Raw genomic sequence first — 23,889 nt, forward strand, 5'->3', positions numbered from 1 at the left:
ATGACCACCACTCCCGAACTGTATTGAGGACGCTGCTTTTACTCGCACTTGCAGCGGTTGGCCTCCGGCACGTCGGCCAACGCTTCCTCAATGTGATTGCCGCAGCCTGCCCACGTTGGTTTGTGGCAGCTAGGGCACGTTACTTGCATGCACATGCGTGCTCCTTCAGTTCAAACTTCATTTGCTGGAATAATACCCCCGGGGGTATAGTTATAGATCAATAGTAGATACCCTGCCGGGTATTTTGCAAGTGCAGTTGAAAAGAGTGCAAGGAGCGCCCATGGCAGCCATTGACCTAACAGAAAAGACGTTCGCCCAAACCATTCAGGAGTCCGGCATCGTGCTCGTCGACTTCTGGGCAGATTGGTGCGGCCCCTGCAAGATGTTTGCGCCGGTCTTCGAAACGGCCAGCGAACAACACCCAGACGTGGTGTTCGCCAAAGTCGACACTGAAACCGAACGCGGGCTCGCCTCAGCCGCCCAGATCACCTCGATCCCGACACTGATGGCCTTCCGTGACGGCATTTTGGTCTTCTCCCAGCCGGGCGCACTGCCTGCTGCAGCCTTGGATGATCTGATCGCTCAGGTCAAGGGACTGGACATGGAGGCCGTGAAGAAGGACGTGGCTGCGCAGCAGGCCGCACAGCAATAATTTATGTATTGAATCCCTCGCGATTCCCTGTCCCGAGCACCGCTTGAATCGGCTCGGGACAGGGAATCGTTTTCTTAACGTCTGGGTAACCGTGCCCGGATCGTCAGGAATGATGCAGCAAGAGTCAAGAGTTCCTTCACCTGCTCCGCGTAGTGTTAGAGACAACACTGATCCGTATCTGCTGAACCTAACGGAGGAAGCTATGAAGACCTACCAGGAACTTCTCGACGCTGTTACCGCCAACGAAGGCAAAACCGAAGACGTCATCGACCCAGCCACCGGTGAGCTCATCGGCAAGGCCCCGGTCCAAGACATCCCTGACTTGGAAGCCGCGATCGACAAGGCCGAAGCCGCCCAGAAGAAATGGGCTGCTCTGCCTGATGCCGAGCGCAGCGCCTACCTGCACAAGGCCGCCGACGCCATTGAGGAATCTGCCGAAGCACTGGCCGAGCTCCTTTCCCGAGAGCAGGGCAAACCGTTGAACGGCCCGAACGCCCGCTTCGAGGTGGGTGGCTGTGTTGCGTGGCTGCGCGCCGCCGCCGATACCCCGCTGCCGAAGGAAGTCCTCGTTGATGACGGCGAGACTTACGCCGAGATGCACTACCGCCCGATCGGTGTTGTCGGTGCGATCACCCCGTGGAACTGGCCGATGATGATCGCCATCTGGCAGATCGCCCCATCCCTGCGCATGGGTAACACCGTTGTCGCAAAGCCAGCAGCCACCACCGCGCTGTCCGGTCTTGCACTGGTTGCGGTCATGAATCAGGTGCTGCCTGAGGGTGTGTTGAACGTGGTGACCGGTCCGGGTAGCACCGTGGGTGACGCACTGTCCCGCCACCCGAAGATTGGCAAGGTCATGTTCACCGGCTCCACCCCTGTCGGTAAGCAGATCATTGAAGCTTCCGCGGACAACATCACCCGCCTCACCTTGGAGCTGGGCGGCAACGACGCCGGCATCGTTCTTCCGGATGCAAACCCGCAGGAAATCGCCGAAGGCTTGTTCTGGGGCGCGTTCATCAACACCGGCCAGACCTGTGCCGCGTTGAAGCGCCTGTACGTGCACGACTCCATTTACGACGAAGTCGTGGAGAACCTTGTCGAGTTCGCCAAGAACGTGCCAATGGGCGTGGGCTTGGAAGAAGACAACGTGCTTGGCCCGCTGCAGAACCGCAAGCAGTACGAAACCGTTGACCGCCTCGTTGAGGCAGCCAAGGCTTCCGGCGCCCGTGTCGTTTTGGGTGGCAACCCAGACCACGACGCGAAGGGTAACTTCTACCCGACCACGATCATCGCGGACATTGACCCGCACAACGATTTGGTGGTCGAAGAGCAGTTCGGCCCGGCCCTCCCGGTTATCCGCTACTCGGATCTGGACCAGGTTATCGAGTGGGCCAACGAGCTTGAGTTTGGTTTGGGCGCGTCCGTGTGGACCTCCGACCGCGAAAAGGGCCAGGAGCTGGCTTCCCGGATCGTGGCCGGTACCGTCTGGATCAACTCCCACGGTGGCCTGCACCCAATGGTTCCATTCGGTGGCGCGAAGCAATCCGGTTACGGCCGCGAGTTCGGTGTTGAAGGCCTGAAGGCCGTCGCCGAGCCACAGGTTGTCTCCGGCTAACCACAGCTAACCTGCACATGCGGGGTGCCGTCCGACGAGAATGTCGGGTGGCACCCCGCACTGCTGTGTCAGGGCTCGCCATCGCAGGGGTAGATTAGAAGCGCCGATCCCCTTGCCCAGAAAGCTGTTCAATCACCGTGTCACCTGCCGCCGACTTCTCCCTTGAAAAGGCTGTCACCGCACTTTCCGCCGCCGCTGTCCAAGCCGGCGCTAAACCGTTCAAGGGAGCCACTGGAGTCTGGGCCGGGGCGGTAGAGATCGCTGTCCTGGACACAGTGTTGTCGATTGGCGAATTCCAGCCCTCTTCCGCTGCTGCGGTCTTGCCCCGGCTGCGTGCCTTCAAGGCCTTCCGCGGCCCCTCCAACATGATGCGCGTTTTGGCCATGCTTGGTCCGGCCGGACTGGCGGACTTCGTGCAGGATCAGAAGCAGATCGACTTGGTGTTGAAGGCATCCGGTGCGCTTCTTGATGCCGGCATCAACGGAGCAGAAGACGTCGCCACTGACGGGGAAGCGGCGAAGACTCAGCGTGAAGCATTGCTGAGCGTTGTCGGTGTCCCCGAGTGTGCGTGGGAGTATTTCCTGCTGGCACTTGGTCTACGCACACCTGAAACAGATCGCCTGCAGAAGCGTTGGATTTCGCGTTTCATTTCGAACACAACCGGTGCAACAGGTCTCGAGGGTCCCATTCGGGACAGTCTCCTACAGGCGGTGACCGAGCGCATCGACACCGACTACCAGCAACGCTACTTCGGCCGCATGCCGACCTTCACCTTGCCACAACTGCGTCAGGCTATCCTCCGCGTGGAGTACTTCAACACGACAGGTTAAGGCCAATGGCTGATCCGGGTAAACGTTGTTCTTATGCCCGCTTTGAACGCATTGCTTTAAGCTGTTTCAATTCGGGGTCCGCGGCGAACGACCGATACTCCTCAGAACCCAACGGCACCAAGGCGATCCTGCTCTCCGCATCAGCCACGGCGGGCTATGTAGACCTCGAAGGCGCGGGTTAGCAGCTTGTTCAGCGGCAGGTCCCATTCCCCCAAGGTCCGGGCGACGTCTGCACCCATGGTGGTTTTGAAGCGGGTGAGCCCGGCCAGTTCATGGTCCTTACTCAAGGTCGCGGAGATGCCGCCCAAGTCGTAGTAGTCGCAGCCTGCTTCAATCGAGTCCTCGATCATGGCCAGCTGCAAGCGACGCGGTGCGTTCAGCTTGCGGTAGCCGTTGCTGGAAGCACCGTAGAGGTACCAGGCGGCTTTGGCTTCCCGGATGTAGATCGCGGCTGCCAGCAGGGTGCCCTCTGGTGCGTCTTCATCGTTTTCGGCTTCAGCGTGCGCCAAGTACAACACGCAGGCTCCCGGGTTGGCGGCGTTGAGCTCCCGGTACATGGTGGTGAAGTACTCGGCTGGTCGACCCAAGAAACCGTCACGTTCGGCGGTTTCGTCGAACAGTGCCTTCCACGCGTCGAAGTCGGCTTCTGTGCCGTGGGAGACGCGCACGCCGGTGCGGGTGGACTTGCGTGTCTGGCGGCGGGAGGACTGGTCCATCCGGCCGAGAACTTCGTCCACTGTCAGCTGGTTGCCATCTGCGTCCCGCAGCGGGATGCGAGCTTGGAACTGTGGTTGGCCGGCTTCAAAGTCGTCGCTGATGGAGGGTTCTTGCCAGCCTAGTGCTTTAAGCTGGCTGGTGAGTTGGGCGGCGAGTTTCTGCTCGGCGGCGATGGTTTCGGCGTTGGTGTGGGTCAGCTCGGCAGGGTCGAGTTGGTCGATGCTGCCGCCGGTATCGCCCGCCACGGCGCGGCGGATCTGCTCGCCGGGCCAGCGTCCCTGCACCACGGGTGGGCCCATCCGGATCAGGAAGGCCCCGTTGGATTTGAGGTATTCATGCAGTGGCTCCAGCACGGCAGGTGCATCGTTGGCATCCCAGGCCCAGATCGGGCCGTCCGGGATGTAGGCAAGCGTCTTCTTGAAGATCGGCAGGCTGCGGTGCAGCACGAGGGCAACGGCAACGAGGGTGCCTTCAACGTCATGCCAGCCCAGTGTCTCCGGGGTCCATTCGGCTTTCACTGGCGCCCATTCCGGCATCTGCAGGAAGGAGGTGGTGGGGAAGTCTGCTACGAAAGTGCGGTAATCCGCGTCGGAAATCGGGCGAATCGTCAACGGGGTGCTCATGCTCGTACTCACACCCGCCAGTATAGGTGATCTGTCTTGGCACGCCATTTCCCTCATACCCCCTAGGGGTATATAATGAGTTCCGTGGAGCAGCAACAACATACGCATCACGTAGACAAGGCCGACTACTTGCGTCGGCTCAGCCGGATCGAGGGTCAGGTCCGCGGCATCGCCAGGATGATCGAAGAGGACAAGTACTGCATCGACATCCTGACTCAGGTCGCGGCCATTAACAAGGCCCTGCACGCGGTGAGCTTACGGCTGGTTGAAGGCCATATCGGCGGTTGCGTGGTTGAGGCTGCTCAAGAAGCCCAGCGTACGGAGAACCCGGAGCTGGTCGACGCGAAAGTGGCGGAGGCCGCCCAAGCCATCGGTCGGCTGTTGCGCTAACCCCATGATTTCCACCCTCCCCCGATCCCCACGAGGAGAAGTTTGATGAGCTACACCAAAGATTTCGCTGTTACCGGCATGACCTGCAAGCACTGCATCATGTCCGTCGAGGAGGAAGTCTCTGAAGTACCAGCCGTGACCAACGTCGCCGTAGATCTGGTTTCCGGGGGCACCTCGACCGTCACCGTGACCGCCGATGAGCCGATCGATGACCAGGCCGTGGCCGCCGCCATCGACGAAGCCGGTTTCTCACTAGCCAACTAGGAGGCGTCCCGCCCATGGGCTATGAATCAAACACCACACCGAACGCAGATCTGCGCACGCTGGAGGTAGATATCTCCGGGATGACCTGCGCGTCCTGTGTGAACCGGATTGAGCGCAAGCTCGGCAAACTGCCGGGTGTGGAAGCAAGCGTGAACCTCCCGCTGGAGCATGCCCGCATTCAGGCCCCGGCGGAACTGAGCACCGAAGAGATCCTGAAAACCATCGAACAGGCCGGCTTCGGTGCCGCCCTCTCCATTCCGGAAGATGCGGAGACCAGCCCGGAGGATGCCGCGCTGGCAATGCCAGCCGGCGCGGACCAAGACGCTAAGGAAAGCACGGCACGCGCGCTGCTCATCCGGCTTATTGGTGCGGCGGTCTTCACGGTCCCGGTCTTCACAATTTCGATGTTCCACCAGTTCCAGTTCCCGCACTGGGGCTGGGTGGTCTTCGCACTCACGACACCGGTTGTTTTTTGGTCGGCGTGGCCGTTCCACCGCAACGCTGCCATCAACGCTCGCCACGGCGGCTTCACCATGGACACACTCGTGTCCTTGGGTGTCTGGGCCGCCTACCTCTACTCCGCGGTGCACTTGATCATGGATCCGGCCATGACCGCACACGTGCATCATGCGGCGGGCGAACCGACCGATCTGATGGGTCAGATCGCGGCAGCGCTGGGCATGGCAGGCATGGAAAGCCATCAGCTCTACTTTGAGTCCGCCGCCGTGATCACCACTTTCCTGTTGGTGGGTCGGTACATCGAAGCCAAAGCTAAGAACAAGGCTGCTGACGCGCTGACCTCTCTGATTCAGCTTGCTCCACAGCAAGCCCAGCGGCGCAATGCCGACGGCACCGAAGTCACGGTTCCGGTCAGCGAGCTGGCGGCCGGGGACCACTGTGTGGTTCGGCCCGGTGAGAAGATCCCAGCTGACGGTACGGTCCTTGAGGGCCACTCCGCGGTGGACACGTCGCTGATCACCGGCGAATCTGTTCCCGTAGAGGTGGTTCCCGGTGACGGTGTCACCGGCGGCACCGTAAACACCTCCGGTTGGCTGGTCATTGAGGTGGCCCGGATCGGCCAAGACAGCACCCTGTCCAAGCTCACCGCTCTTGTAGCCGACGCCCAGTCTGCCAAGGCCCCGATCGCACGTCTTGCCGACCGCATCTCTGGTGTCTTTGTTCCGATCGTGCTGGTCTTGGCTGCCCTGACCTTCTTGGGGTGGTGGATCTTCGGACCCAACGAGGACGGATCGGCCCTCGGGACGGCTTTCAGAATTGGTGTCTCCGTGCTCGTCATTGCGTGCCCGTGCGCGCTCGGTTTGGCGACCCCGGTCGGCATCCTGGCCGGAACAGGTCGCGGCGCCCAGCTGGGCATCCTGATTTCGGGACCGCAAGTCCTCGAAGACACCCGGAACATCGACACGGTGGTGCTGGATAAGACCGGGACCATCACCGAAGGCAAGCTCACCGTCACCGAGGTCGTGCGCGCCAGCGCTGCACAGCTGGATGATGAAACCGTGCTTGAGGTCACGGCAGCTGCCGAGTCCGGTTCCGAGCACCCGCTTGCCGCCGGCATCATGGATCAAGTGTTGGTGAGTGATCAGGAAACTGGTGAGCGTCGCGCACTGAACGCCACCCTGACGGGTTTCACCGCCACGATTGGCGGCGGGATCGAAGCTGAAGTCGAGCACCAAGACACTACCCACACCGTGGTGGTGGGTGCTCGGCGCTTCGTGGAAAAGTTCCTCGGCGAAGATGTCAGCTTCTCGGCAACCGATATCAGTGCCGACGAACGCATCGTCGCCGCCGGTTCGGCAGCCATCTGGGTTGTGATCGACGGCCGCCCAGAAGCTCTGTTCGCCCTTGTGGATACCGTCAAGGAAGGCTCCGCGGAGGGCTTGGCTCGGTTGAAGAAGCTCGGCCTGCACCCGGTGTTGCTGACCGGTGACAACGACGGTGTCGCCCACCGCGTGGCAGACATGGTCGGGATCGACCCGGCCGATGTGCACGCCTCGGCGAGCCCGCAAGACAAAGTTGAGTTGGTGGATCAGCTGCAACGTGACGGCCACGTGGTGGCCATGACCGGTGACGGCGTCAACGACGCAGCTGCCTTGGCCCAGGCAGATATTGGCGTCGCCATGGCTACTGGTACCGACGTGGCAATGCATGCCGCGGACATCACCCTGATGCGTTCGGGTATCGACCAGCTTGCTGATGCCATCGAATTGTCGACCAAGACGCTGCACATCATCAAAATGAACCTGTTTTGGGCCTTCTTCTACAACGTCATTGGTCTGGGCTTGGCAATCGCAGGATTGCTGAACCCCATGATCGCCGGCGCGGCCATGGCCTTCAGCTCGGTGCTGGTGGTGCTGAACTCGCTACGGTTGACGTTGTTCAAGCGCGGGGAAAGATAGAAATCTTTCCGTTGGTCTCCAGCAGGGCCAGCCGGATATCGTCCATCGATTCCAGCTGGGCCTGCCGGGCGGCCACCTTGAGCTCTTCAGTCGTGATGCGTTGACGCCGCAATGCGCTCTCATCCACCACACCGTCTTTGACCAAAATAATGGCGTATCCCTCAATCAACCGGTCGACTTTGCGCCAGCGGGCAGAAAGATAGTTCATGCCTACCGCTAAGAGGGCAAAAGTCGCCACCGCCAGAACGCCCCCGGTCAGGGTGCGGTCCTCGCCCGTGATACCCGGGGCGATAAGGTCACCCATCACCACGAAGACCAGCAGGTCAAAGGAGCTCATTTCTCCGAGCGTTCCTTTGCCGGAGGCCTTGGCCAGCAGCCACAGTAGGCCGAATGCGATAGCCGCTCGAACCACGATTTCCATTACGGCAGCCTCCACGTTGTGATGTCGAATTCAAACTCTGTGTCCGCATCCAGATGGACCTTCAGCGTTCCAGAGGTGCGGGGGGCCCACGAATCTGCGGTACGTCCATCGATGGTCACCCGCGCGCTACGACCTTCACCCGTGGTCACCGCAAAACGTAACTCTTCAAGCGAGTCCGTCTGTTCCTCAGCCACCGGGCTGATGGCAAAATCCTCGAACAGGGTGGAGTATTCGTGGTCTAGCACCACGGTGATCGAACTGGGCAGTTCTTGGTCGGACCGCAGGCTCAGATCAAGCGCGATGTCTTCCCCGCCTCGCGTGGTGCGCGGGTACTCCAATGTGGCGCTGACCCCGTTCTCACTGTGCTCGGCACTGCCGCGCTGGTCGAATACCCCTATCAGGGCTGTCAGGATGAAGGCGGTGAACAGCAGGAGGATGACCGCTCGAGCCCAGTGGCGCCATTGCCCCTGATCATCGCGACGGATGTCCTGCAATAGGTCGGTATCACTCACGGCATGCACCCTTCATTTCTTGGGAAACATGATCAGCTCAGCTGTCTTAACAGTGCCACAGCTGTCCAACATTAGTCGACAGTGCGAAAGCTAAAATTGGTCCGATTCTCTTCTCACCTCGGGGGTCGTAGAGTGCCCTTGACGCCTAGTTCTTGATCGATTGGAACCACGATGACGGCATATGAGACCCTGCTAGCGCAGGCCCGAGTCCATTACCAGGTTCCGGAAGCCACGACCGTCACAGCTGTCGATCAGCTACTAGGCGCGTGGGGGGCCATCTCCTTCGATGTGACACCCCATCTGGATAGTTTGACTGACGAATTTGTCGATTGTTCCTTGCTGGCCGCCGGCTACACCATCGTGGATCCCCCACTTCTGCAGGCCCGTGCCAGTTCGGTAGAACACGAAAATGCCGAATGGCCGCCACAAGAGGCGGATGACTTCGATTTTGCGCCAGAAGTTCTGGCATGGAACGCCATTCAGAACGAGCTTGCCGGGCTACAGCGGTTGATCATCTTGATCGAACTGGCAGCGGCGGACCCAGCACGTGTGGGCAACTTCAGGGTTCACGGGTTCGGTCAATGGGTCCGTGAATCTCTCTGGGCAGCCACGGGCGTTCTGCCCAAAGATCCTGGCTCCCCCGCCCAATCCTCCACCCTATACCGGAGGGCCTTTGCGCTACAGGGGCGCTCATGCTGAGCCCGTTGGCCCTCAGCTACTCAACACGGCCAGTGTTAAGTTACGCGTCATGACGAAACGCCCACCTGTGTGTTTCGTTGCACCACAAAGGTGACATCTCAGACGCACATAGCAAAAACGCTGTTGGTTAAACTGCAGCGGGGTGGGACCGACTCCGTCATTCGGATCCAGCCCCACCCCGCAGTTCGATACGAGGGTTTAGTCGAGTGTCTGTGTTTCCTTAGAGGACCACTCGAACTTGTAGAAGTCTGCCTTTTGCAGGGTTTTGGCTGCACCTTCATCAATCAGCACGGACACGTGCGGATGCAGCTGCAGGGCCGAGGCCGGCATCATGGCGGACACTGGGCCTTCGATCATTTCCTTGACCGCGTAGCCTTTTTCTTCACCGTAGGCCAGCATCACTAGGTGGCGTGCTTCCAAGATGGTGCCGATGCCCTGAGAGATTGCGTGCCGTGGAACCTCATCCACGGAGTTGTAGAAGCGTGAGTTCGCTTCGATGGTCTTCTCGGTCAGGGAGACCCGGCGGGTACGGGAGGCCAGGGAGCTGGTTGGCTCATTGAACGCAATGTGCCCATTGTGGCCGACCCCCAAGATCTGCAGGTCGACACCACCGGCAGCTTTGATAGCTGCTTCGAAATCGGCGGCTTCCGCTTTCAGGTCTTCGGCAACACCGGAAAGGAGTCGAACGTTGGCCGGGTTGATCTTGCACGGTTCGATGATGTGCTGGCGGATGAAGTAGGCGTAGGACTGTGCGTTGTTTTCATCAAGGCTGACGTACTCGTCCAGACCGAAAATGCGGATCTGGGAGAGGTCCAGCCCGGCCTCGACACGGCGGGTCAATTCTTCGTATATCGGGATCGGGGTGGATCCGGTTGCGACACCCAGAACGCTGTCAGGCTTCTGGCGCACCATGGCTTCGATGCTGTCGACGACGATTTTCGCTAGGACCTGATGGTCATCATTGATGATAATTTCCACAAACTCCAGCTTAGCGCGCTGGTGAACTTCCACGGAATAGCTCAGAAAAGCTGTCGGACATCTCACAGCTTCGACTAGCCAGTCATTTCTACCCCAAGGTAGGACACCTTCGTCCTGAGTTAAAGGATGATCTCTGCAGCACCCTGGGCCTCAATGCCGCCAAAATCCTTGAATTCTCTATGACATTATCAATCATCAGCCTAGCTATTAACGTCCGATAATCGATAGGGTGAAAAACAAGAAGCCCGAATTGAAGCGGGACGTTTCAGTCCACTGGTGAAGAGCGGGCCGCTGCGCTGGGTCGCTCAACACTGTAGGTACAACGCGGCTGAGCAACACCAAAGGAGACCATCAATGGCATCCACTGACCAGCTAACTTTCCAAGATCCCACCAAACGCTTCCCGGTAATTTCCCCTCCGAAACAGGACCAACCGGAGCCCGGGCTTGATGCTGATTTGGTGCCACAAACCGATCGAGGCGAGGAGTCCTATCGGGGCACCGGCCGGTTGGAAGGCCGCAAAGCACTGATCACCGGGGCGGACTCCGGCATTGGCGCGGCAGTGGCGATTGCCTTCGCCCGAGAAGGCGCGGACGTTGCCCTCAACTACCTGCCGGCAGAGGAAGAGGATGCCCGGAAGATCTGTGAACTCATTGAAGAAGCCGGCCGCAAGGCCGTAGCCCTGCCGGGCGATCTGGCGGCAGAAGGGTTCCCCGAGCAGCTGGTCCACGACGCCGCCCGCGAGCTAGGCGGTCTTGACGCTTTGGTGAACAATGCCGGCAAGCAGATTGCTGTACAGAGCCTTGAGGAGCTCTCGGCCGACCAGTGGGAAACCACATTCGAGGTCAATATTCACGCCATGTTCCGCATTACCAAAACAGCGTTGGAGTACTTGCCCGCCGGCGCGACCATCGTGAACAGCACCTCCATTCAGGCCTACAAGCCTTCAGAAGATCTGATCGACTATGCCGCGACCAAGGCGGCGATCAACAACTTCACCAAAGGCATCGCGCAGCAACTGGCGCAGCGAGGCATCCGCGTCAACGCTGTAGCCCCTGGCCCGATTTGGACTCCGCTTCAGGTCTCTGACGGGCAGCCCAAAGAGGCGTTGCCGGAATTCGGAAAAAACACGCCACTGGGCCGCGCCGGCCAGCCCACCGAGCTGGCTCCCGCCTACGTTTTCCTCACCTCGGCAGAGTCCAGCTACGTGCTGGGCGAGACCCTGAATGTCAACGGCGGAACCCCCTCACCGTAAGCCACTAGGAGAGTGACATGACAAAGCCACAAACAGCCATCACATCCACCCCACCCAAGAAACTCGCGAAGGTCCTAGGTTTGATTGCGGCAGCTGCACTGGCTCTCAGTGCCTGCGGCCAATCCAACCCCAGCGACCAGCACGGGGACCGGGTGCCGGAGGAACAGCAAGCCACCAGTGGTGAAGAGACGAACACCGCTGAGATCGTAGAGCGGTTCGAAGACGTGATCGCAACGGCCACCGAGGAGGTCCCGAACTCCGCGCCGCTGAGCTACGAATATGAAGATGGTGGCTCCAAGTATGACCTAGAGATGGTCGCCGCTGAACATGTGGTGCATGAGCTCACCATTGAACCTGACGGCACGACGATCCGCGAGCACGAAGAAACCGACCCGCTCGACGGCGATGACCTCGACGAGTTCCTCGAGGCCACCATCGGCATGGAAGAAGCCGTGACCAAGGCCCGGGAGCAAGCGCCGAAGGATTCCGCAGTTGAGGACGTCGAACTGAAGACCGAAGAAGACGTTCTGGTCTGGGAAATCGTCTTCAAGCAGGAAGCCAACGCCAAGCATCAGGTCCGCGTTGATGCCAAGACGGGAGACATCGTCCCAAGCGATCCACGCCTTGGCTAAACCGGCGCACTACCCGATCGTGACAAGGATGCTGTTATTGCGCGTCCTCTAGCACCAAGTCACTGACGTTGTCGGCGCTCTTGATGAGCCCGTCGGTCTGGGCCATCTTGGCCACCTCCGCTACCGCCAATTTGTTGACGCTTCCGGGGTAGGTGGCCAAGGTGACTCGGTCTGCCACATCTTTGTCCATCTTGGTGTACTCCGTCAGGATCTGACGGACTTTATCAGGGTTCGCGGTAGCGAATTCTTGGGATTCCACGACGGCTGCCTGGAAGGCTGCCAAGGTCTGTGGTTCGTTTTGGATGAACTCCTCTGTGGCAAAGTAGTCAGATTAAGATAGTTCGGGGACCACGCCCCGCAGCACAAGCCACTTCGTTAGAAGAGTCATAGACGATTACACTTCACTTTTGGGCCAAGCCAGGATGCGTTACCAAGTACCAAAGGTTTCGACTGTCACAGAAACGATCAGGCTGTTGGAATCTTGGAACGCGCTCGAATTCGATGCGACGCCGTACTACGACAGTCTGATCGACGAATTCATGATCCGAGAACGAATCGTCGGCGCTTTTTCATTGGCGGACCCGCAACTACTTGCAGCGCGGGCTACGGCAGAAGAAATCGAGCAGGCCGAGTGGCCACCCGAAGACACTGATTTTGAATACCCGCCTGAAGTCGCAGAATGGGTCACGATCCAAGAAGAGCTCGCAGGACTTCAGCGGGTCATTATTCTCCTCGAAGCCGCTCCCGATGATGTCACACGAATTGCCAATTTTCGGGTGCACGGATTCGGTCAATGGTTGCGTGAGTGCCTCTGGGCGGCCACAGGCGTGCTACCACGCGATCCAGGTAGCCCAGATCATAACTCTGTGCTGTACCGGAAAGCTTTCCAGCTACAGGGCCGTGGTAACGGCGAATCCGCCCCAATTACCTAACCTAGGAACCTAAAAATGCTGAAACTCTTCCGTGCCGCGTACATCTGCAGCCGTGCCTTCAGCCGCACTCGGACCGAAGCAGCCCACCTGTTTCTAGGCATGCTCTTCTCCACCGTCGCCTCAGGTCAGCGCAATGTGCACGTCACGGCGGACGGCAATGGGACCTTCGCTTTAGTCCCCAATACTCCGCTGCCCACCGTATTGCGCAGCCTAGGAATGTTCGCCCTGTTGTGTGTGCCCGCAGCACTGGGGATCCTCGTGACCGTGTCGTCGCCGGCCAACAGGTTGCCGCTCATGCTCGGCTTGGTCATCACGTTCTTGCTTTTGATCTGGTTGATCGTTGGCTTGCGAACGATGATGCGGCGTAGCGGTGGCGCAGCCCTTGATACCTCGGGCCTGCCACGGGGGCAGTACTATGTCCTGTCTGCTGTGGGTCAGCTACCCGGAAGCAATTCCGGTGTGCCGGCGGATTTGCGCTCCCGCATCAACGCCCTGCCGGCTGATGTCACGGTGGTGACGTATGCCGAGGATGAGGAACTCCTCGCCCGCTACCTGCGCTTAGGCTTCGTTAACGATCGCGGGTTGCGGGTCTACTTTCGCGTCTAACTCCCGCTCACTCGGCAACGAGGTCGCTGACCTTCTCGGCGTCCTTAATCAGGCCGTCGGTTTCGGCCATCTGAGCCACATCCGCCACGGCCACCTTGTTCACGCTGGCCGGATAGGTCGCTAGGGTAACGCGTTCGGCCACGGACTTATCCATCTTGGTGTACTCCGTCAGAATCTGACGGACCTTATCAGGATTCGCGGTAGCGAATTCTTGGGATTCCACGACGGCTGCCCGGAAGGCTGCCAAGGTCTGTGGTTCGTTTTGGATGAACTCCTCTGTGGCAAAGTAGGTGGCCACCGTCAGATCTTCGGTCGCGAGCGCGTAGTTGGATAGGACCTGCACGTTCCCTTCGTCTTCTGCGACGGTCACGAACGGTTCGGATACGACGATCGCGTCAACATTGCCGGCTTCCAGCTGGGCTGCCATGTCCGGGAAGGGGACCTCCACAAACTTCACCTTTGTGGGGTCTGCGCCTTTTTTGCGCATCGAGGCAGAGACGGTCGAATCAAGGATGTTGTTCATGGTGTTGACCGCCACGCGTTTGCCCTCAAGAGACTTGGCGTCGGTGACAGCTGAGTCCTTCTTGGCCATCACTGCGGTGTAGTCAGCGCCGTCCACTCCGGTGGAACCCGATGCCGGAGCAATGATCTTCACGCGCAGACCCTTGTCCCGGGCGATCGCCAATGAGGTGACATTGGAGAACCCGATCTGCATCTGACCGCTGGTCACGGCGGGTACGATCACGGCCCCACCTTGAGCGATCTGCGGCACGAGTTTGATGCCGTGCTTTTCAAAAATGCCTTGCTTCATGCCCAGATAAAGCGGCGCTACGTCCACGATTGGCAGCACGCCAATCCCGATTTCCGTCAGCTGCTGTGTTTCTTCCCCGGAGGCCGCACTCGTGGCCGGGGGTGCAGCCGGCTGGCCTGCGCCGCAACCGGTCAGCAGGAGGGATCCGGCAAGGGCAGTGCCGAGGACAAGACGGGTTTGACTGTTCACGTAGCTCTTCCTTTCGCGCCCACCTAGACGTAATCTCTTGTGGGAGGTGGTTAATGCGCACTGCAGTGATCTTAAGCCATGCGCCGGTGGTGGCACAGCAGGAACCCTTGGCCGGTCATGTGCCCAAGATCCTTCGACAGCTGGGCTATGAGCCGATAATTCGCTCTTTTGTCGCCGGTACAGCGCCAGTTGAACATGTTGATTTATTACTTGTCATGGGCTCATTCGAGTCAGTCCTAGACCACCAGCTGCCGTGGCTCGAGACAGAACGGGACTATATTCGGGCACAGCAGGACCGAGGCGTTCCCGTCATTGGGATCTGCTTCGGCGCCCAGCTTCTTGCCCAACTGCTCGGTGGACAGGTGGGCAATGCCGCTGAGGCCGAGAACGGCTTCTACTGGTTTAGCTGCACACCAGAAAGCTTCGTGGATGCCGGACCGTGGGCCGAGTTCCACTATCAATGCTTCACCCTGCCACCTGGCGCCACCCTGCTGGCTTACACCCCGGTGGCCAATCAAGGCTTCGTACACGGCAAGAACTTAGGTCTGCAGTTTCACTTGGAACTCACCGCTGAGGCTGCTGAACTGCTCTTAGCAGAAGAACCAACCATGCTGACTGACGAACAGCGGCACCGTTTCTTGCGGCAACTGGCTGCGGAAGCCGAAACCTACCAAGCTCGCGGTCGCAGAGTTCTTGAAACATTCCTTCAAACACTGGCCTAAGTGCGACCGCGCGTTGCACCTTCTGACCAGTCATCACTAAGCTTTCGTTATGACTTCCCATGCGGCCGCTCCGCAGCACATCAGCTTCGCTCCGACCGCTCAGCAACGCTCGGACAGCGACGCGCGCAAGTGGATCGCGGACATCCTGAAGCTGGCTCAAGGTGCCTGCGGTGATCCGACCGAGCTCATCGCCACACTCAAAGCTCAAGCAACGACACCACCGGTGCTGTCGCCCACGACCGTCAACGACATCTGGTCCGGGCTGGCTTCTGTCGCCGCTTACGATCTGACGATCGCTCGCGCTGTTGAACCACACCTTGATGCGGCCGCAATCTTGCATCAGGCCGGCCACGCTTGGACACCACACTCTTTCCGGGGCGTCTACGCTGCCGAGTCCGGCTCCACACCCTTGCAGGCGAACCAGGTCTCCAACCCGGAGACCGGCTGGGAACTCAATGGCCCGAAGCCGTGGTGCTCGCTGGCCGACAAGGTCACTCACGCGATTGTCAGCGCCCACACCGACGACGGCCGTCGCACGTTCACCGTTGACATGCAGGACCAGCATGTCCAAGTCGATTCATCGCCGTGGCCAAGCAACGGGCTAGCCAATATCCCCTCCGGCGGAGTGCAGTTCACCGGCGCGCCGGCCCATCCAGTGGGTGCGACCAACTGGTATCTGGAGCGACCAGGCTTCGCCTTGGGCGGAGTCGGGGTGGCCGCGATCTGGTTCGGTGGGGCGGTCGGGATCTTCCGTAGTCTGCAGCAGGCAACCCATCGACGCGAACCGGACCAGCTGGCGTTAGCGTGGCTGGGCGAAGCGGACCGTCACCTGCACGCCGGGGCGGCTATCTTGGCCCAAGCCGTTGCCGAGGTGGAGAAGGCTGAACAAGACGACTTTAGCGACCTGAACTTCAGCTGGCCCACCGCGTTACGAATCCGCGGCGCGATCGCCGAGATCTGCGAACGCATCATCACCATCAGCGCGCACGCACTCGGCCCCGGCCCATTGACGGTGGATGCGGATCATCTTCGCCGGGTGGCGGATCTGAGTGTGTACATCCGACAACACCATGCCGCCCGAGACGATGCCGCCTTGGGCCGGTTCGTCCTTGAGGGGAAGCTACCGTCATGGTGACCTTCAGCCATCATGATCGCAGCACCAGCACGAACGTGTGGTCTGCGCAGGGACGTGATGATCTCCCGCTCCTGCCTTCCGCACTTCCGTTGGGTCCCGGCAATCGTGTTCTTCTAGTCGCCGCTCATCCGGACGATGAAACCCTAGGAGCAGGCGGACTGATTCGTCAGGCCCTTGCCGCCGGTTCTGACGTGCATGTCTTGATGTGCAGCTCCGGTGAAGCCTCGCACCCAGACTCCCCCACCCGCACCCCAGAAGACTTGGCCAAGCTCCGCCAGCAAGAGCTCGCCGCCGCGCTGGGTGTACTCACCGTTGATACTCCCGCAGGGACTCTGAGTTGGGACTTCTTGGGACTGCCGGACGGCAAGCTTCGCACCGCCCGAGAGCAGATCAGTGATGCTGTCGAGCAGCACATTTCAGCACAGATCGGTTTGATCGTGAGTACCTATCGGCATGACGGGCACGCCGACCACGAGGTTCTCGGGGAGATCGCCGCCGAACTCGCTGCAACGCACGAAGTTGCCCTGCTGGAATTCCCGCTGTGGTACTGGCACTGGGCTGATCCGGGCACTGACCAGCGTTGGCGGCACTGGCACCGTCTGCCCTTGCATCCGGACGACCAAGCAACCAAGCAAGCGGCAGCTGCCGAGCACCGCTCGCAAGTGGCGCCCTTGTCCGAGAAAGCCGGTGATGAGCGACTGCTCGGCGCAGACTTCGTGGCGCACTTTGAATTGCCCTACGAAGTGTTCCGCTACACCCCTGCCGGGATGAAAGACTCCGGCGCCGCCACCAGCGTGTTTGACGCGCTCTACCGACGTCACCGTGATCCGTGGAACTACGTTGACAGCCCCTACGAGCAACGCAAACGTCTGATCACCATGGCTAGTCTGCAACGGCAGCATTATGGCTCGGTGCTGGAACTGGGTTGCTCCATTGGGATTGCAACCGCCGAGCTCGCGCATCGATCCGGGCAGCTCATCGGGGTGGATGCGAGCCCGGCCGCGCTGGAACAAGCTCGGAAGAATACGGCAGACTCCGATCACGTGACCCTCGTGCAGGCCACCGTGCCGCAGGACTGGCCCGAGCTGCCGCCGGCCTCCCATGATCTGGTTGTGATCTCCGAGATCGGCTACTACTTGGCGGCAGACGAGCTGCATCAGCTATTGCAACTCATCGCCCAGGTTTTGCGCCCCGGCGGCGAGCTGTTGCTTTGCCACTGGCTACATCAGGTGGAGGGCTGGTCGCTGACCGGCACCGAAGTCCATGAGATTGCTCAAGACCTAGGCTGGCCGACACTGGTCGAGCATCGTGAGCGTGACTTCCGGCTGGAGATTTACCAGCGGCCGGATACAGAAAGCGACGTACCATGAGTGCCGACACCACGACGACTCCTGCCATCAACGCTGTCTCGGTTGTGGTGCCCGTCCATAACGAGGCCACACACTTACCTGGCTGTCTGCGCCACTTGCAGGCCGCAGCGGATCATCTTCTCCGCCAGCGACCGGGCCTGAGCGTGGCTATGATCTTTGTGCTGGACAGGTGCACGGACGATTCGGCTGCCATCCTGTGCCACGCGGCGAGCTCGGACCCCCGGCAGGTGCTGTTGCACGTGGATCACGGCAACGTGGGGGCTAACCGGGCCACCGGCGTGAAGCATGCGCTGGAACTCCGCGCTGCAGACGGCATCCCGGTCGAGCACGTGTGGTTGGCGTTCACGGACGCTGACACCCGCGTTCCTGTTGATTGGCTCAGTCGGCAGCTGGAGTGGGCCGGGACCGGGATTGCGGCCGTGGTGGGCACGATCGAGCCGGACCGGGACGAGCTCGGTGAGCGCCTCTTTCAGCTGTGGGAGGCCGACTACGACCGGGGTGAAGACCACGACCATATTCACGGAGCCAATCTTGGTGTGCGCGCCGACGCCTACGCGGCCGTGGGTGGGTTTGGTTCTCTTGCCGCTCACGAAGATGTGGATCTGGTCCAACGGTTGCGACGGTCCGGTTTCCGCGTCAAGGCGACGGGCACAACCCACGCAATCACCTCGGGACGGTTGACAGGGCGGGCAAAAGAGGGCTTCGCCGACTATTTAGCCAGCCTAGATTCCTGAACCGGCTACCTCACGCTGGAGGCAAGGATCTTAGACCAGCAGAACCTGTTAATAACCACTCGGAGTTCGTTGTTAGCTGGCTTATGGCAAAGATTCGTGGTCATTGCCCTGAAGGAACCAGGCATTTGCCTTAGGCATCCAGAAAAACGAGATCAGAAGTAGCGACAAGATTCCTGTCACCACTGTGGAGGCGCCACCGGACTCTAGGTCTGCCGAGGTCAAAATGATGGAGTACACAATTCCGATAACCGTCAGACCGGTAAGGGCCATCCGCGCCCATTCTGTACCTGTACGAAGTTTTAGTGTAAGCAGGAGTTGAAGCAGGATGATGAGCAGACTGATCACCATCGTACCGATGTAAACCAGAACAACGCCCCATCGGACTTCACCGAAAAAGCTGACCATTCCTGTCATCAAGAGCGTAGCCGGGCTGAACACGATCGCAAAAAGAATTGCTGTAACCGCAAAGATCCAGCTGAGGATTCCTAAAACGCAGCCGATGAGCCAAACCCAGTAGCCAATACGGGCATCCATAGGCATGTGACTCGTTTGGAAGATCTGGCCAATACCTCCGCGGAATGACGGCTTTATAGCAGAAAAGGATTTCGGCCATGACTGTGGCATCCGAAATTCATAGTCGGTGAAATCAAAGTAGGTGTTCTTGGTCGCAGGGTTACTTTGCGGGGTCTCGGGTTCATGCATTGGGCTGCTACTCACGTCTAGATCGCCTTTTCAAATTGGGAGTGATGATGGCGGAGGCTGACACCTCGAACAGGCAGGCAACTTCCGCAAAACTGCGACACTACCATCTATCCGGACCAATTCCAATAGCCCTTGATGCCAGAACATGACACGTACCTTCATTCGGGCAACTGGGCTGACTCGAAGCACCGGAGTCGCTCGGGAAGGCGTGAGTGTAGTTGGCAGGATCGACTGCAATCCAATCCTGTTTCGTCTCGAAGTTTCCGTGTTAATCGGTTGGACAGTATTGGGCGGCAAAGAAGCCGCCGACATCCAAGCCAATCATTTCGTAGGCTTCAAGTTCTCCGCAGTCCCAGCGGCCCTGTTCGTCCCGACGACTTCGACAGCGCTGGTGGGCGTTGGACTTGGCCGCCAGATTCATGTTGTAGTTCTTGGGGGTCTGGCCGACGGGCTGGGTTCCTTGTCCTGGATATGACGACGGTTCCATCATGGTTTGATGCGAGCAAGAGCACTGCTGCGACGCTGCAGAGGGGCATTGCGCCACCAAGCAGCAGCTGGTGGAGCTTTCCTCGACCACCACGGTCACCTCGTCGCTGGCGGATCTTCTGATCGCCGGCTGGGGCTAGGGTGTAGCGCCCTTCCTCTGTCGGTTCTGTCTTCTGAACACCGGGCTCGGGCTCCGTGACGACCCTCACTTCTTTTCCATTACCTTGTTAATGGGGGATCTACGACATTTCATGAGGTAGAGATTTGATTTAGCCGTGCCAGGTCTTTGTGGCAGGGCACACCCTCAGCGAACATTCTGATTTCTTACTTGTGATGGGTTCTTTCGAGTCAACGCTTACCCCCTGACCTGCCCCGTCTCGACGCCGAGCAACGTCACGTACAGGGACATCTCACGAGCGGAGGAGCGGGCATCAGGATCTGTTTTGGGGGCAGTTGCTTGCCGAGCTGTACGGCGCTTCGGCGCAGAACGCTGTCGCTGCAAAGTACGGTTTCATCACCGTGGATCCTGGCCTGAACTAACTTCGCAAACCAAGCTTTTCTCAAAGACCGCACCCTAGGGCTGCAGTTTCACCCGGAACTCACGGTTGCGGCCGCCGAGATTCTGCTCTCCACGGACCCAACGATGCTCAACACCGAGGAATCCAAGCAATTCCTGAATCGTCTCGACTCCCAGCAAGACGAGCTTTACGGGCGCACGAAGAACCTGCTCAGGCGTTTCCTCGAATCCGTCTGAACCTAGAATGTAACCACGCTTGTGTGTCATCCCCGACACCAGGAGCACTGTGAAAGCGAGGATCGTGGCAGGCAGGAACCGTAAGTGTTCTCCGGCTCAGGTGCGCGGCACCATGCTGAGCGTGTTAGTTGCCGGCGCTGCCATGCTCGGCCTGACCGTCTGGTTGTTGTTCGCGCTGCCGGAAGGTTCCACGGTCACCGGACAGCGGTACCGGTCACTGAGATCCTTTGACGCCCACCCTTCGTTGATGTTCCTCTGGGTCACACTCGTTCTGTTCATCGGTGGTGCCGGGCTGAGCGGTAAGGACGTGTTCTCCGAGCGGCAATTGCTGGTATGGTCCACGTTCATCGCTATTGCGGCCGCGATCGTGTGGACCATGCAGTTCTTTGAGGCCCTCGGCCAGCTGTAGCTCAGGGAGAGACCGCCAGCCAATAGCAAAGCGCGGCCCGGTGACTCTCGGGAGTGAGTCGTCCGGGCCGCGCTGGGCTGATCGCGCTGAGGGGTTACGCGCGAGCGCTACCGATTACTCGTTAGCTGCCTGTCGGCGGCGAACCAGCAGCAGGATGCCACCGGTGAGCAGCAGGGCTGCACCGACTACACCGACCACGGCGCTGTTCGCACCGGTCTTAGCTAGATCGTCCTCGTTGTCCGCTTTCTTTGCCGGAGCATCGGACTCCGGCGCTGCCGAGGATGGTGCGTCCGTGGACGGTGCTTCCTCGGTCGGGGTCTCCGCCGGCGGGGTTGTCACGGTAGGAGTCTCAGTCGGAGTTGGAGCCGGGGTGTTTTCCTCGTCAGTTGGCTCCTCGCTCGGTTCCTCACTTGGCTCCTCGACTGGCTTGGCGTGGTTCTTGGCCACCAGTTCGAAGGTTTTACCGCCGGCCAGTGCCAGGGTGTAGCAACCGTTGGCGTCCGGGCCGGTGATGCCTTCACCGGTCAGGGTATAGTCGGCCCACTCGACGCCTTCAATGGTTGGCAGCTCCTCGCAGATGGTGACGTCACCATCTGCTGCGCGGTAGTTTTCCGAGCTGACCGCGGTGCCGTCAGCGGGAACCGTGATGGTGGATGCCTCGCCACCGCCCTGCGTCACGGTGAAGGTGTACTCGGATGGCAGCTGCACTTCGGTGTCGTTGGTGACCTTCTTGCTCACGGAGAAGGAGGCAAAGTCTGCGAAGTTCGCTCCGCCACCACCGTGGACTTTCGCCTCGGTGGTATCAGTGAAGCTCTCACCGTTAATGGTGACAGTGTTGGAGAAGGTGTCCCCCGGCAGGGTGGTAGCGCTGTCCGCATAGGTGGCGTAGGCCAAGCGGTACTGGTGCGGCACCTGAGTGTTGCTCAGCGAGAAGCTGAAGCTCTTCCCATCGGCAGCCACCTGCGGCTCGCCGATCCTCTCGCCCTTCAATGCGTCCTGGTTGATGGTCCAGACGCCGTTGGTGTATTTGGCCAGCTCAACACGGGACTCCCGTGATGCGGTGCTGACGTCAGGGTCATCGCCGGCTTCCCAGTCACCGGTCTCTTCGTTAATGATCCGGTCGTAGCGCAGCAGCACAAAGCTGGATGGGTCCACGGTGTGTGGCTTATCTGGGGCGGTGGAGGTCAGCTGGTCTTCAACGATGAAGTCCTCGACGCAGGTGTCGGTGTTTTCACCGCAGCCAGGCCACATGTAGACGCCCCAGTAGAGCTGGGCGCCGTCTGGCAGGATGACACCGCCGCCCTGATGCTTAGCGGTGCCGAAGCCTGGACGGTACGGGCCGGGAGGGCCTGCCGGGGACGGGATGGGCAGCACAACGGGGGTGGCGCCGACCTGCCATTCCGGATTCCCCTCGTCCACCCCCTCCTGATAGTTCAGCTTGCCGGAGAACCAGATGTTTCCGTCAACACTGGCGTACGGTCCGCCGACAATCTCGCAGGCCAGATCGGTATCACCGAGGGTGTATTGGCAACTAGCGACCACATCGCCAGCGTCGTTGCGCAGATCAAACTTCTGGCTGGAGGCCATGCGGAAGGTTTGTGGCAGTGGCACGGTAAAGGTATCCCCGGCTGTGGCCGGGGCGTCGATAGCCCACTCGGCGTGGAAGGTGAGCGGGTTGTCTATGGAGATCTTGGTGTCCTGACTAACCTCTTGGTTAATGCCCTCCGGGTCCAGGCCCAAAGTAACTCGAGGGTTGCTGATCTCGGCGGTGAGGTCGGCGGCGTTGGCTGCCAACGGCAAGCTGAGCAAGGCTGCCAGTCCGAGTAACAGGGCGGTCAATGAAGCTACGGTGCGGCGCCCCCAACCGCGGTCCAAGTGTGTCACTGTGCTAGGCACTCGGATCTCCTAAATTCAAGCTGATGGACTCTTTGCGTGGTGCAAGTACCGGGCCAGTCTAGGGCCATTCAAGATGCGCCGGTGACCTTCCGCACAGTCGATTGCGGTGCACCAAAACGAGCCGTCTTCGGCATGATCTAGGGGGATATGAGCTGATTGGCTCGAGGTTTAATCGGTCGCAGAGCGAAGGATCTCTGCGGCATCCTTACGGCATCACGCAAGAAGCGGAGGCTCCCCGACCCGGGGGGGGGACCGTTAAACCGGCGCGTTGCGCTCAGGCTGGACAGTTATCCAGCCCGCATTATTGACTCGGTGGCGGTATTACGGCGGCGAACCATCAGGAGGGTGACGCCGTCAAGTACCAGCGCTGCACCAGCCACGGCTAGCCACCCAGTAGTCAGACCCGTCTGGTCGAAGCCTAGTTTCTGACCTAGCTTCTCCATCGGCTGGCCATCCGGAGATGTGCTCGATAGCGCCGATGGCTCATCAGTTGGCGGAGTTTCGATCACCTTGGCGTTGTCCGGATCTTCATCTTTCACGGTCTTGCCCGTGAACTTGCTGAGGCCCTCAACGCTCGCGTTGTTGGTGTGCGGCACCTGAAGTACCTATTCGATTAGCATCCCATCGGGCAGCCTGCTTGCCTCAATCTCTTCTTTACCGAGAAGGAGGTGTAGGCCCCGGCATCAGCACCACCGCTACCGAGCACGTGCGCGGTGGCGCCCGAGAATTCTTGTTAATCACCGTGACGGTATTGGTGAACTTATCACCTTCAATGGCCACCCCGTCGCTGACGGTCACGTACTCCAGACGGTAGGCGCGTGGGATCTTTGCACCGGAAAGCTGGACGCCAAAGCTCTGCCAGCCTGCAGTAATGACCGGAGCGCCGATGCAGATGGCCACCTGCAGATGCCCCAAACCAAGCGTGCACTGCTGTCCTCAATGCGGCCGACCTGAGCCGCTTTCACATGGGCGTGAAATTCGGCCGGCATGGACCTGTGCCGGGGACGGCCAGATTGGGGTCCGTGATAGTTAACCGGCTCTTCGGAATTTCAGGTGTAGATCGGTTTTGGTGCAGAGCGTGTTGAAAGCTTAAAAAGAGTCGAGGTCTTCCGAAGATGGAAGTGACGAAACAACTCATC

30 protein-coding genes are annotated in these 23,889 nt (G+C 59.8%); 16 read left to right on the forward strand and 14 right to left on the reverse strand.

The window, feature by feature from the left end:
• Nucleotides 1–38: 38 nt before the first annotated feature.
• Nucleotides 39–155: a DUF8730 family Cys-rich protein gene (locus ACFFFR_RS11920; protein ID WP_512700191.1), complete on the reverse strand. Its 117-nt coding sequence runs from the start codon at nucleotides 153–155 to the stop codon at nucleotides 39–41.
• Nucleotides 156–280: 125 nt separating this feature from the next.
• Between ACFFFR_RS11920 and trxA the strand changes: the two genes are divergently transcribed.
• The 3 genes from trxA to ACFFFR_RS02535 all read left to right on the forward strand — a co-directional run bounded on the left by trxA (nucleotide 281) and on the right by ACFFFR_RS02535 (nucleotide 3,097).
• Nucleotides 281–652, forward strand: coding sequence for a thioredoxin (gene trxA, locus ACFFFR_RS02525; protein WP_377457956.1), 372 nt, complete (start codon nucleotides 281–283; stop codon nucleotides 650–652).
• Nucleotides 653–854: 202 nt separating this feature from the next.
• Nucleotides 855–2,267 (forward strand): aldehyde dehydrogenase family protein, encoded by a 1,413-nt coding sequence (locus ACFFFR_RS02530; RefSeq protein WP_377457957.1) that lies wholly within the window; start codon nucleotides 855–857, stop codon nucleotides 2,265–2,267.
• Between the two features lie 137 nt (nucleotides 2,268–2,404).
• On the forward strand, nucleotides 2,405–3,097 hold the full coding sequence (locus ACFFFR_RS02535) for a hypothetical protein (RefSeq protein WP_377457958.1): 693 nt from the start codon (nucleotides 2,405–2,407) through the stop codon (nucleotides 3,095–3,097).
• A gap of 31 nt (nucleotides 3,098–3,128) precedes the next feature.
• Here ACFFFR_RS02535 and ACFFFR_RS02540 read toward each other — a convergent pair whose 3' ends face one another.
• The gene (locus ACFFFR_RS02540) at nucleotides 3,129–3,245 is read right to left on the reverse strand and encodes a DUF6157 family protein (protein ID WP_377457959.1); all 117 of its coding nucleotides are present in this window, start codon (nucleotides 3,243–3,245) and stop codon (nucleotides 3,129–3,131) included.
• Nucleotides 3,238–4,437 (reverse strand): lipid II:glycine glycyltransferase FemX, encoded by a 1,200-nt coding sequence (locus ACFFFR_RS02545; RefSeq protein ID WP_377457960.1) that lies wholly within the window; start codon nucleotides 4,435–4,437, stop codon nucleotides 3,238–3,240. The genes ACFFFR_RS02540 and ACFFFR_RS02545 overlap by 8 nt, the downstream gene beginning before the upstream one ends.
• Before the next feature lie 75 nt (nucleotides 4,438–4,512).
• Here ACFFFR_RS02545 and ACFFFR_RS02550 point away from each other — a divergent pair, with 75 nt between their 5' ends.
• From ACFFFR_RS02550 to ACFFFR_RS02560, 3 genes are read left to right on the forward strand one after another with little or no spacing between them, the layout of a single operon-like run.
• Entirely contained in the window at nucleotides 4,513–4,827 is a 315-nt protein-coding gene (locus ACFFFR_RS02550) for a metal-sensitive transcriptional regulator (protein WP_377457961.1), read from the forward strand.
• Between the two features lie 45 nt (nucleotides 4,828–4,872).
• Nucleotides 4,873–5,091, forward strand: coding sequence for a heavy-metal-associated domain-containing protein (locus ACFFFR_RS02555; RefSeq protein ID WP_377457962.1), 219 nt, complete (start codon nucleotides 4,873–4,875; stop codon nucleotides 5,089–5,091).
• Nucleotides 5,092–5,105: 14 nt separating this feature from the next.
• Nucleotides 5,106–7,508 (forward strand): heavy metal translocating P-type ATPase, encoded by a 2,403-nt coding sequence (locus ACFFFR_RS02560; RefSeq protein ID WP_377457963.1) that lies wholly within the window; start codon nucleotides 5,106–5,108, stop codon nucleotides 7,506–7,508.
• Here ACFFFR_RS02560 and ACFFFR_RS02565 read toward each other — a convergent pair.
• Both ACFFFR_RS02565 and ACFFFR_RS02570 read right to left on the reverse strand, forming a co-directional pair.
• The gene (locus ACFFFR_RS02565; protein ID WP_377457964.1) at nucleotides 7,489–7,929 is read right to left on the reverse strand and encodes a DUF421 domain-containing protein; all 441 of its coding nucleotides are present in this window, start codon (nucleotides 7,927–7,929) and stop codon (nucleotides 7,489–7,491) included. The two genes, ACFFFR_RS02560 and ACFFFR_RS02565, sit on opposite strands and share 20 nt — an antisense overlap.
• Nucleotides 7,929–8,441: a hypothetical protein gene (locus tag ACFFFR_RS02570; protein ID WP_377457965.1), complete on the reverse strand. Its 513-nt coding sequence runs from the start codon at nucleotides 8,439–8,441 to the stop codon at nucleotides 7,929–7,931. The genes ACFFFR_RS02565 and ACFFFR_RS02570 overlap by 1 nt, the downstream gene beginning before the upstream one ends.
• 171 nt (nucleotides 8,442–8,612) lie before the next feature.
• Here ACFFFR_RS02570 and ACFFFR_RS02575 point away from each other — a divergent pair, with 171 nt between their 5' ends.
• Complete coding sequence (locus tag ACFFFR_RS02575; RefSeq protein ID WP_377457966.1) at nucleotides 8,613–9,140, forward strand: hypothetical protein; 528 nt, start codon at nucleotides 8,613–8,615, stop codon at nucleotides 9,138–9,140.
• A gap of 198 nt (nucleotides 9,141–9,338) precedes the next feature.
• Here the strand turns inward: ACFFFR_RS02575 and nagB are convergent, their stop codons facing one another.
• Nucleotides 9,339–10,118, reverse strand: a complete 780-nt coding sequence (gene nagB / locus ACFFFR_RS02580) for a glucosamine-6-phosphate deaminase (protein WP_377457967.1) — start codon at nucleotides 10,116–10,118, stop codon at nucleotides 9,339–9,341.
• A gap of 354 nt (nucleotides 10,119–10,472) precedes the next feature.
• Here nagB and ACFFFR_RS02585 point away from each other — a divergent pair, with 354 nt between their 5' ends.
• Together ACFFFR_RS02585 and ACFFFR_RS02590 are read left to right on the forward strand one after the other, a co-directional pair.
• The gene (locus ACFFFR_RS02585; RefSeq protein WP_377457968.1) at nucleotides 10,473–11,372 is read left to right on the forward strand and encodes an SDR family oxidoreductase; all 900 of its coding nucleotides are present in this window, start codon (nucleotides 10,473–10,475) and stop codon (nucleotides 11,370–11,372) included.
• Between the two features lie 17 nt (nucleotides 11,373–11,389).
• Entirely contained in the window at nucleotides 11,390–12,004 is a 615-nt protein-coding gene (locus tag ACFFFR_RS02590) for a PepSY domain-containing protein (RefSeq protein ID WP_377457969.1), read from the forward strand.
• A 34-nt stretch (nucleotides 12,005–12,038) separates the two neighbouring features.
• On the opposite strand, the gene ACFFFR_RS02595 is transcribed toward ACFFFR_RS02590, so the two are convergent.
• Nucleotides 12,039–12,287, reverse strand: a complete 249-nt coding sequence (locus ACFFFR_RS02595; protein WP_377457970.1) for a substrate-binding domain-containing protein — start codon at nucleotides 12,285–12,287, stop codon at nucleotides 12,039–12,041.
• A 190-nt stretch (nucleotides 12,288–12,477) separates the two neighbouring features.
• Between ACFFFR_RS02595 and ACFFFR_RS02600 the strand changes: the two genes are divergently transcribed.
• Nucleotides 12,478–12,936: a hypothetical protein gene (locus ACFFFR_RS02600; protein WP_377457971.1), complete on the forward strand. Its 459-nt coding sequence runs from the start codon at nucleotides 12,478–12,480 to the stop codon at nucleotides 12,934–12,936.
• A 15-nt stretch (nucleotides 12,937–12,951) separates the two neighbouring features.
• Nucleotides 12,952–13,542 (forward strand): hypothetical protein, encoded by a 591-nt coding sequence (locus ACFFFR_RS02605; RefSeq protein ID WP_377457972.1) that lies wholly within the window; start codon nucleotides 12,952–12,954, stop codon nucleotides 13,540–13,542.
• Nucleotides 13,543–13,549: 7 nt separating this feature from the next.
• Here ACFFFR_RS02605 and ACFFFR_RS02610 read toward each other — a convergent pair whose 3' ends face one another.
• Nucleotides 13,550–14,542: an ABC transporter substrate-binding protein gene (locus ACFFFR_RS02610; protein WP_377457973.1), complete on the reverse strand. Its 993-nt coding sequence runs from the start codon at nucleotides 14,540–14,542 to the stop codon at nucleotides 13,550–13,552.
• 53 nt (nucleotides 14,543–14,595) lie between these two features.
• On the opposite strand from ACFFFR_RS02610, the gene ACFFFR_RS02615 reads away from it, so the two are divergent.
• Genes ACFFFR_RS02615 through ACFFFR_RS02630 form a run of 4 tightly spaced genes read left to right on the forward strand, consistent with a single transcriptional unit; the run spans nucleotide 14,596 to nucleotide 18,503 of the window.
• Nucleotides 14,596–15,264 (forward strand): type 1 glutamine amidotransferase, encoded by a 669-nt coding sequence (locus tag ACFFFR_RS02615; RefSeq protein WP_377457974.1) that lies wholly within the window; start codon nucleotides 14,596–14,598, stop codon nucleotides 15,262–15,264.
• A gap of 49 nt (nucleotides 15,265–15,313) precedes the next feature.
• Nucleotides 15,314–16,399 (forward strand): acyl-CoA dehydrogenase family protein, encoded by a 1,086-nt coding sequence (locus ACFFFR_RS02620; protein ID WP_377457975.1) that lies wholly within the window; start codon nucleotides 15,314–15,316, stop codon nucleotides 16,397–16,399.
• Nucleotides 16,393–17,769 carry a PIG-L family deacetylase gene (locus tag ACFFFR_RS02625; RefSeq protein ID WP_377457976.1) on the forward strand — a complete coding sequence of 459 codons (1,377 nt, stop codon included), beginning with the start codon at nucleotides 16,393–16,395 and terminating at the stop codon, nucleotides 17,767–17,769. The genes ACFFFR_RS02620 and ACFFFR_RS02625 overlap by 7 nt, the downstream gene beginning before the upstream one ends.
• On the forward strand, nucleotides 17,766–18,503 hold the full coding sequence (locus ACFFFR_RS02630) for a glycosyltransferase family 2 protein (protein WP_377457977.1): 738 nt from the start codon (nucleotides 17,766–17,768) through the stop codon (nucleotides 18,501–18,503). The genes ACFFFR_RS02625 and ACFFFR_RS02630 overlap by 4 nt, the downstream gene beginning before the upstream one ends.
• 81 nt (nucleotides 18,504–18,584) lie before the next feature.
• Here the strand turns inward: ACFFFR_RS02630 and ACFFFR_RS02635 are convergent, their stop codons facing one another.
• The 3 genes from ACFFFR_RS02635 to ACFFFR_RS02645 all read right to left on the reverse strand — a co-directional run bounded on the left by ACFFFR_RS02635 (nucleotide 18,585) and on the right by ACFFFR_RS02645 (nucleotide 20,475).
• The gene (locus tag ACFFFR_RS02635) at nucleotides 18,585–19,220 is read right to left on the reverse strand and encodes a hypothetical protein (RefSeq protein ID WP_377457978.1); all 636 of its coding nucleotides are present in this window, start codon (nucleotides 19,218–19,220) and stop codon (nucleotides 18,585–18,587) included.
• Nucleotides 19,221–19,473: 253 nt separating this feature from the next.
• Nucleotides 19,474–19,695, reverse strand: a complete 222-nt coding sequence (locus tag ACFFFR_RS02640; RefSeq protein ID WP_377457979.1) for a hypothetical protein — start codon at nucleotides 19,693–19,695, stop codon at nucleotides 19,474–19,476.
• 570 nt (nucleotides 19,696–20,265) lie between these two features.
• Nucleotides 20,266–20,475: a hypothetical protein gene (locus ACFFFR_RS02645; protein WP_377457980.1), complete on the reverse strand. Its 210-nt coding sequence runs from the start codon at nucleotides 20,473–20,475 to the stop codon at nucleotides 20,266–20,268.
• Between the two features lie 34 nt (nucleotides 20,476–20,509).
• Between ACFFFR_RS02645 and ACFFFR_RS02650 the strand changes: the two genes are divergently transcribed.
• The gene (locus ACFFFR_RS02650) at nucleotides 20,510–20,854 is read left to right on the forward strand and encodes a hypothetical protein (RefSeq protein WP_377457981.1); all 345 of its coding nucleotides are present in this window, start codon (nucleotides 20,510–20,512) and stop codon (nucleotides 20,852–20,854) included.
• Nucleotides 20,855–20,968: 114 nt separating this feature from the next.
• Here ACFFFR_RS02650 and ACFFFR_RS02655 read toward each other — a convergent pair whose 3' ends face one another.
• From ACFFFR_RS02655 to ACFFFR_RS02665, 3 genes are all read right to left on the reverse strand, one after another.
• Entirely contained in the window at nucleotides 20,969–22,750 is a 1,782-nt protein-coding gene (locus ACFFFR_RS02655) for an Ig-like domain-containing protein (RefSeq protein ID WP_377457982.1), read from the reverse strand.
• A 287-nt stretch (nucleotides 22,751–23,037) separates the two neighbouring features.
• Nucleotides 23,038–23,346, reverse strand: coding sequence for a hypothetical protein (locus tag ACFFFR_RS02660; protein ID WP_377457983.1), 309 nt, complete (start codon nucleotides 23,344–23,346; stop codon nucleotides 23,038–23,040).
• 58 nt (nucleotides 23,347–23,404) lie between these two features.
• Nucleotides 23,405–23,650, reverse strand: coding sequence for a hypothetical protein (locus ACFFFR_RS02665; protein WP_377457984.1), 246 nt, complete (start codon nucleotides 23,648–23,650; stop codon nucleotides 23,405–23,407).
• Nucleotides 23,651–23,889: the final 239 nt, after the last annotated feature.

The sequence above is a fragment of the Micrococcoides hystricis genome (genome assembly GCF_042434215.1).
In the GTDB taxonomy this organism is placed as follows: Bacteria; Actinomycetota; Actinomycetes; order Actinomycetales; family Micrococcaceae; genus Micrococcoides; species Micrococcoides hystricis.

Coding starts and splice junctions, on each gene's coding strand:
- ACFFFR_RS11920 (WP_512700191.1), bottom strand. CDS start 155: ATGTGCATGCAAGTAACGTGCCCTAGCTGCCACAAACCAACGTGGGCA.
- trxA (WP_377457956.1), top strand. CDS start 281: ATGGCAGCCATTGACCTAACAGAAAAGACGTTCGCCCAAACCATTCAG.
- ACFFFR_RS02530 (WP_377457957.1), top strand. CDS start 855: ATGAAGACCTACCAGGAACTTCTCGACGCTGTTACCGCCAACGAAGGC.
- ACFFFR_RS02545 (WP_377457960.1), bottom strand. CDS start 4,437: ATGAGCACCCCGTTGACGATTCGCCCGATTTCCGACGCGGATTACCGC.
- ACFFFR_RS02550 (WP_377457961.1), top strand. CDS start 4,513: ATGAGTTCCGTGGAGCAGCAACAACATACGCATCACGTAGACAAGGCC.
- ACFFFR_RS02555 (WP_377457962.1), top strand. CDS start 4,873: ATGAGCTACACCAAAGATTTCGCTGTTACCGGCATGACCTGCAAGCAC.
- ACFFFR_RS02560 (WP_377457963.1), top strand. CDS start 5,106: ATGGGCTATGAATCAAACACCACACCGAACGCAGATCTGCGCACGCTG.
- ACFFFR_RS02565 (WP_377457964.1), bottom strand. CDS start 7,929: ATGGAAATCGTGGTTCGAGCGGCTATCGCATTCGGCCTACTGTGGCTG.
- ACFFFR_RS02575 (WP_377457966.1), top strand. CDS start 8,613: ATGACGGCATATGAGACCCTGCTAGCGCAGGCCCGAGTCCATTACCAG.
- ACFFFR_RS02585 (WP_377457968.1), top strand. CDS start 10,473: ATGGCATCCACTGACCAGCTAACTTTCCAAGATCCCACCAAACGCTTC.
- ACFFFR_RS02590 (WP_377457969.1), top strand. CDS start 11,390: ATGACAAAGCCACAAACAGCCATCACATCCACCCCACCCAAGAAACTC.
- ACFFFR_RS02605 (WP_377457972.1), top strand. CDS start 12,952: ATGCTGAAACTCTTCCGTGCCGCGTACATCTGCAGCCGTGCCTTCAGC.
- ACFFFR_RS02615 (WP_377457974.1), top strand. CDS start 14,596: ATGCGCACTGCAGTGATCTTAAGCCATGCGCCGGTGGTGGCACAGCAG.
- ACFFFR_RS02620 (WP_377457975.1), top strand. CDS start 15,314: ATGACTTCCCATGCGGCCGCTCCGCAGCACATCAGCTTCGCTCCGACC.
- ACFFFR_RS02625 (WP_377457976.1), top strand. CDS start 16,393: ATGGTGACCTTCAGCCATCATGATCGCAGCACCAGCACGAACGTGTGG.
- ACFFFR_RS02630 (WP_377457977.1), top strand. CDS start 17,766: ATGAGTGCCGACACCACGACGACTCCTGCCATCAACGCTGTCTCGGTT.
- ACFFFR_RS02640 (WP_377457979.1), bottom strand. CDS start 19,695: ATGATGGAACCGTCGTCATATCCAGGACAAGGAACCCAGCCCGTCGGC.
- ACFFFR_RS02645 (WP_377457980.1), bottom strand. CDS start 20,475: ATGACACACAAGCGTGGTTACATTCTAGGTTCAGACGGATTCGAGGAA.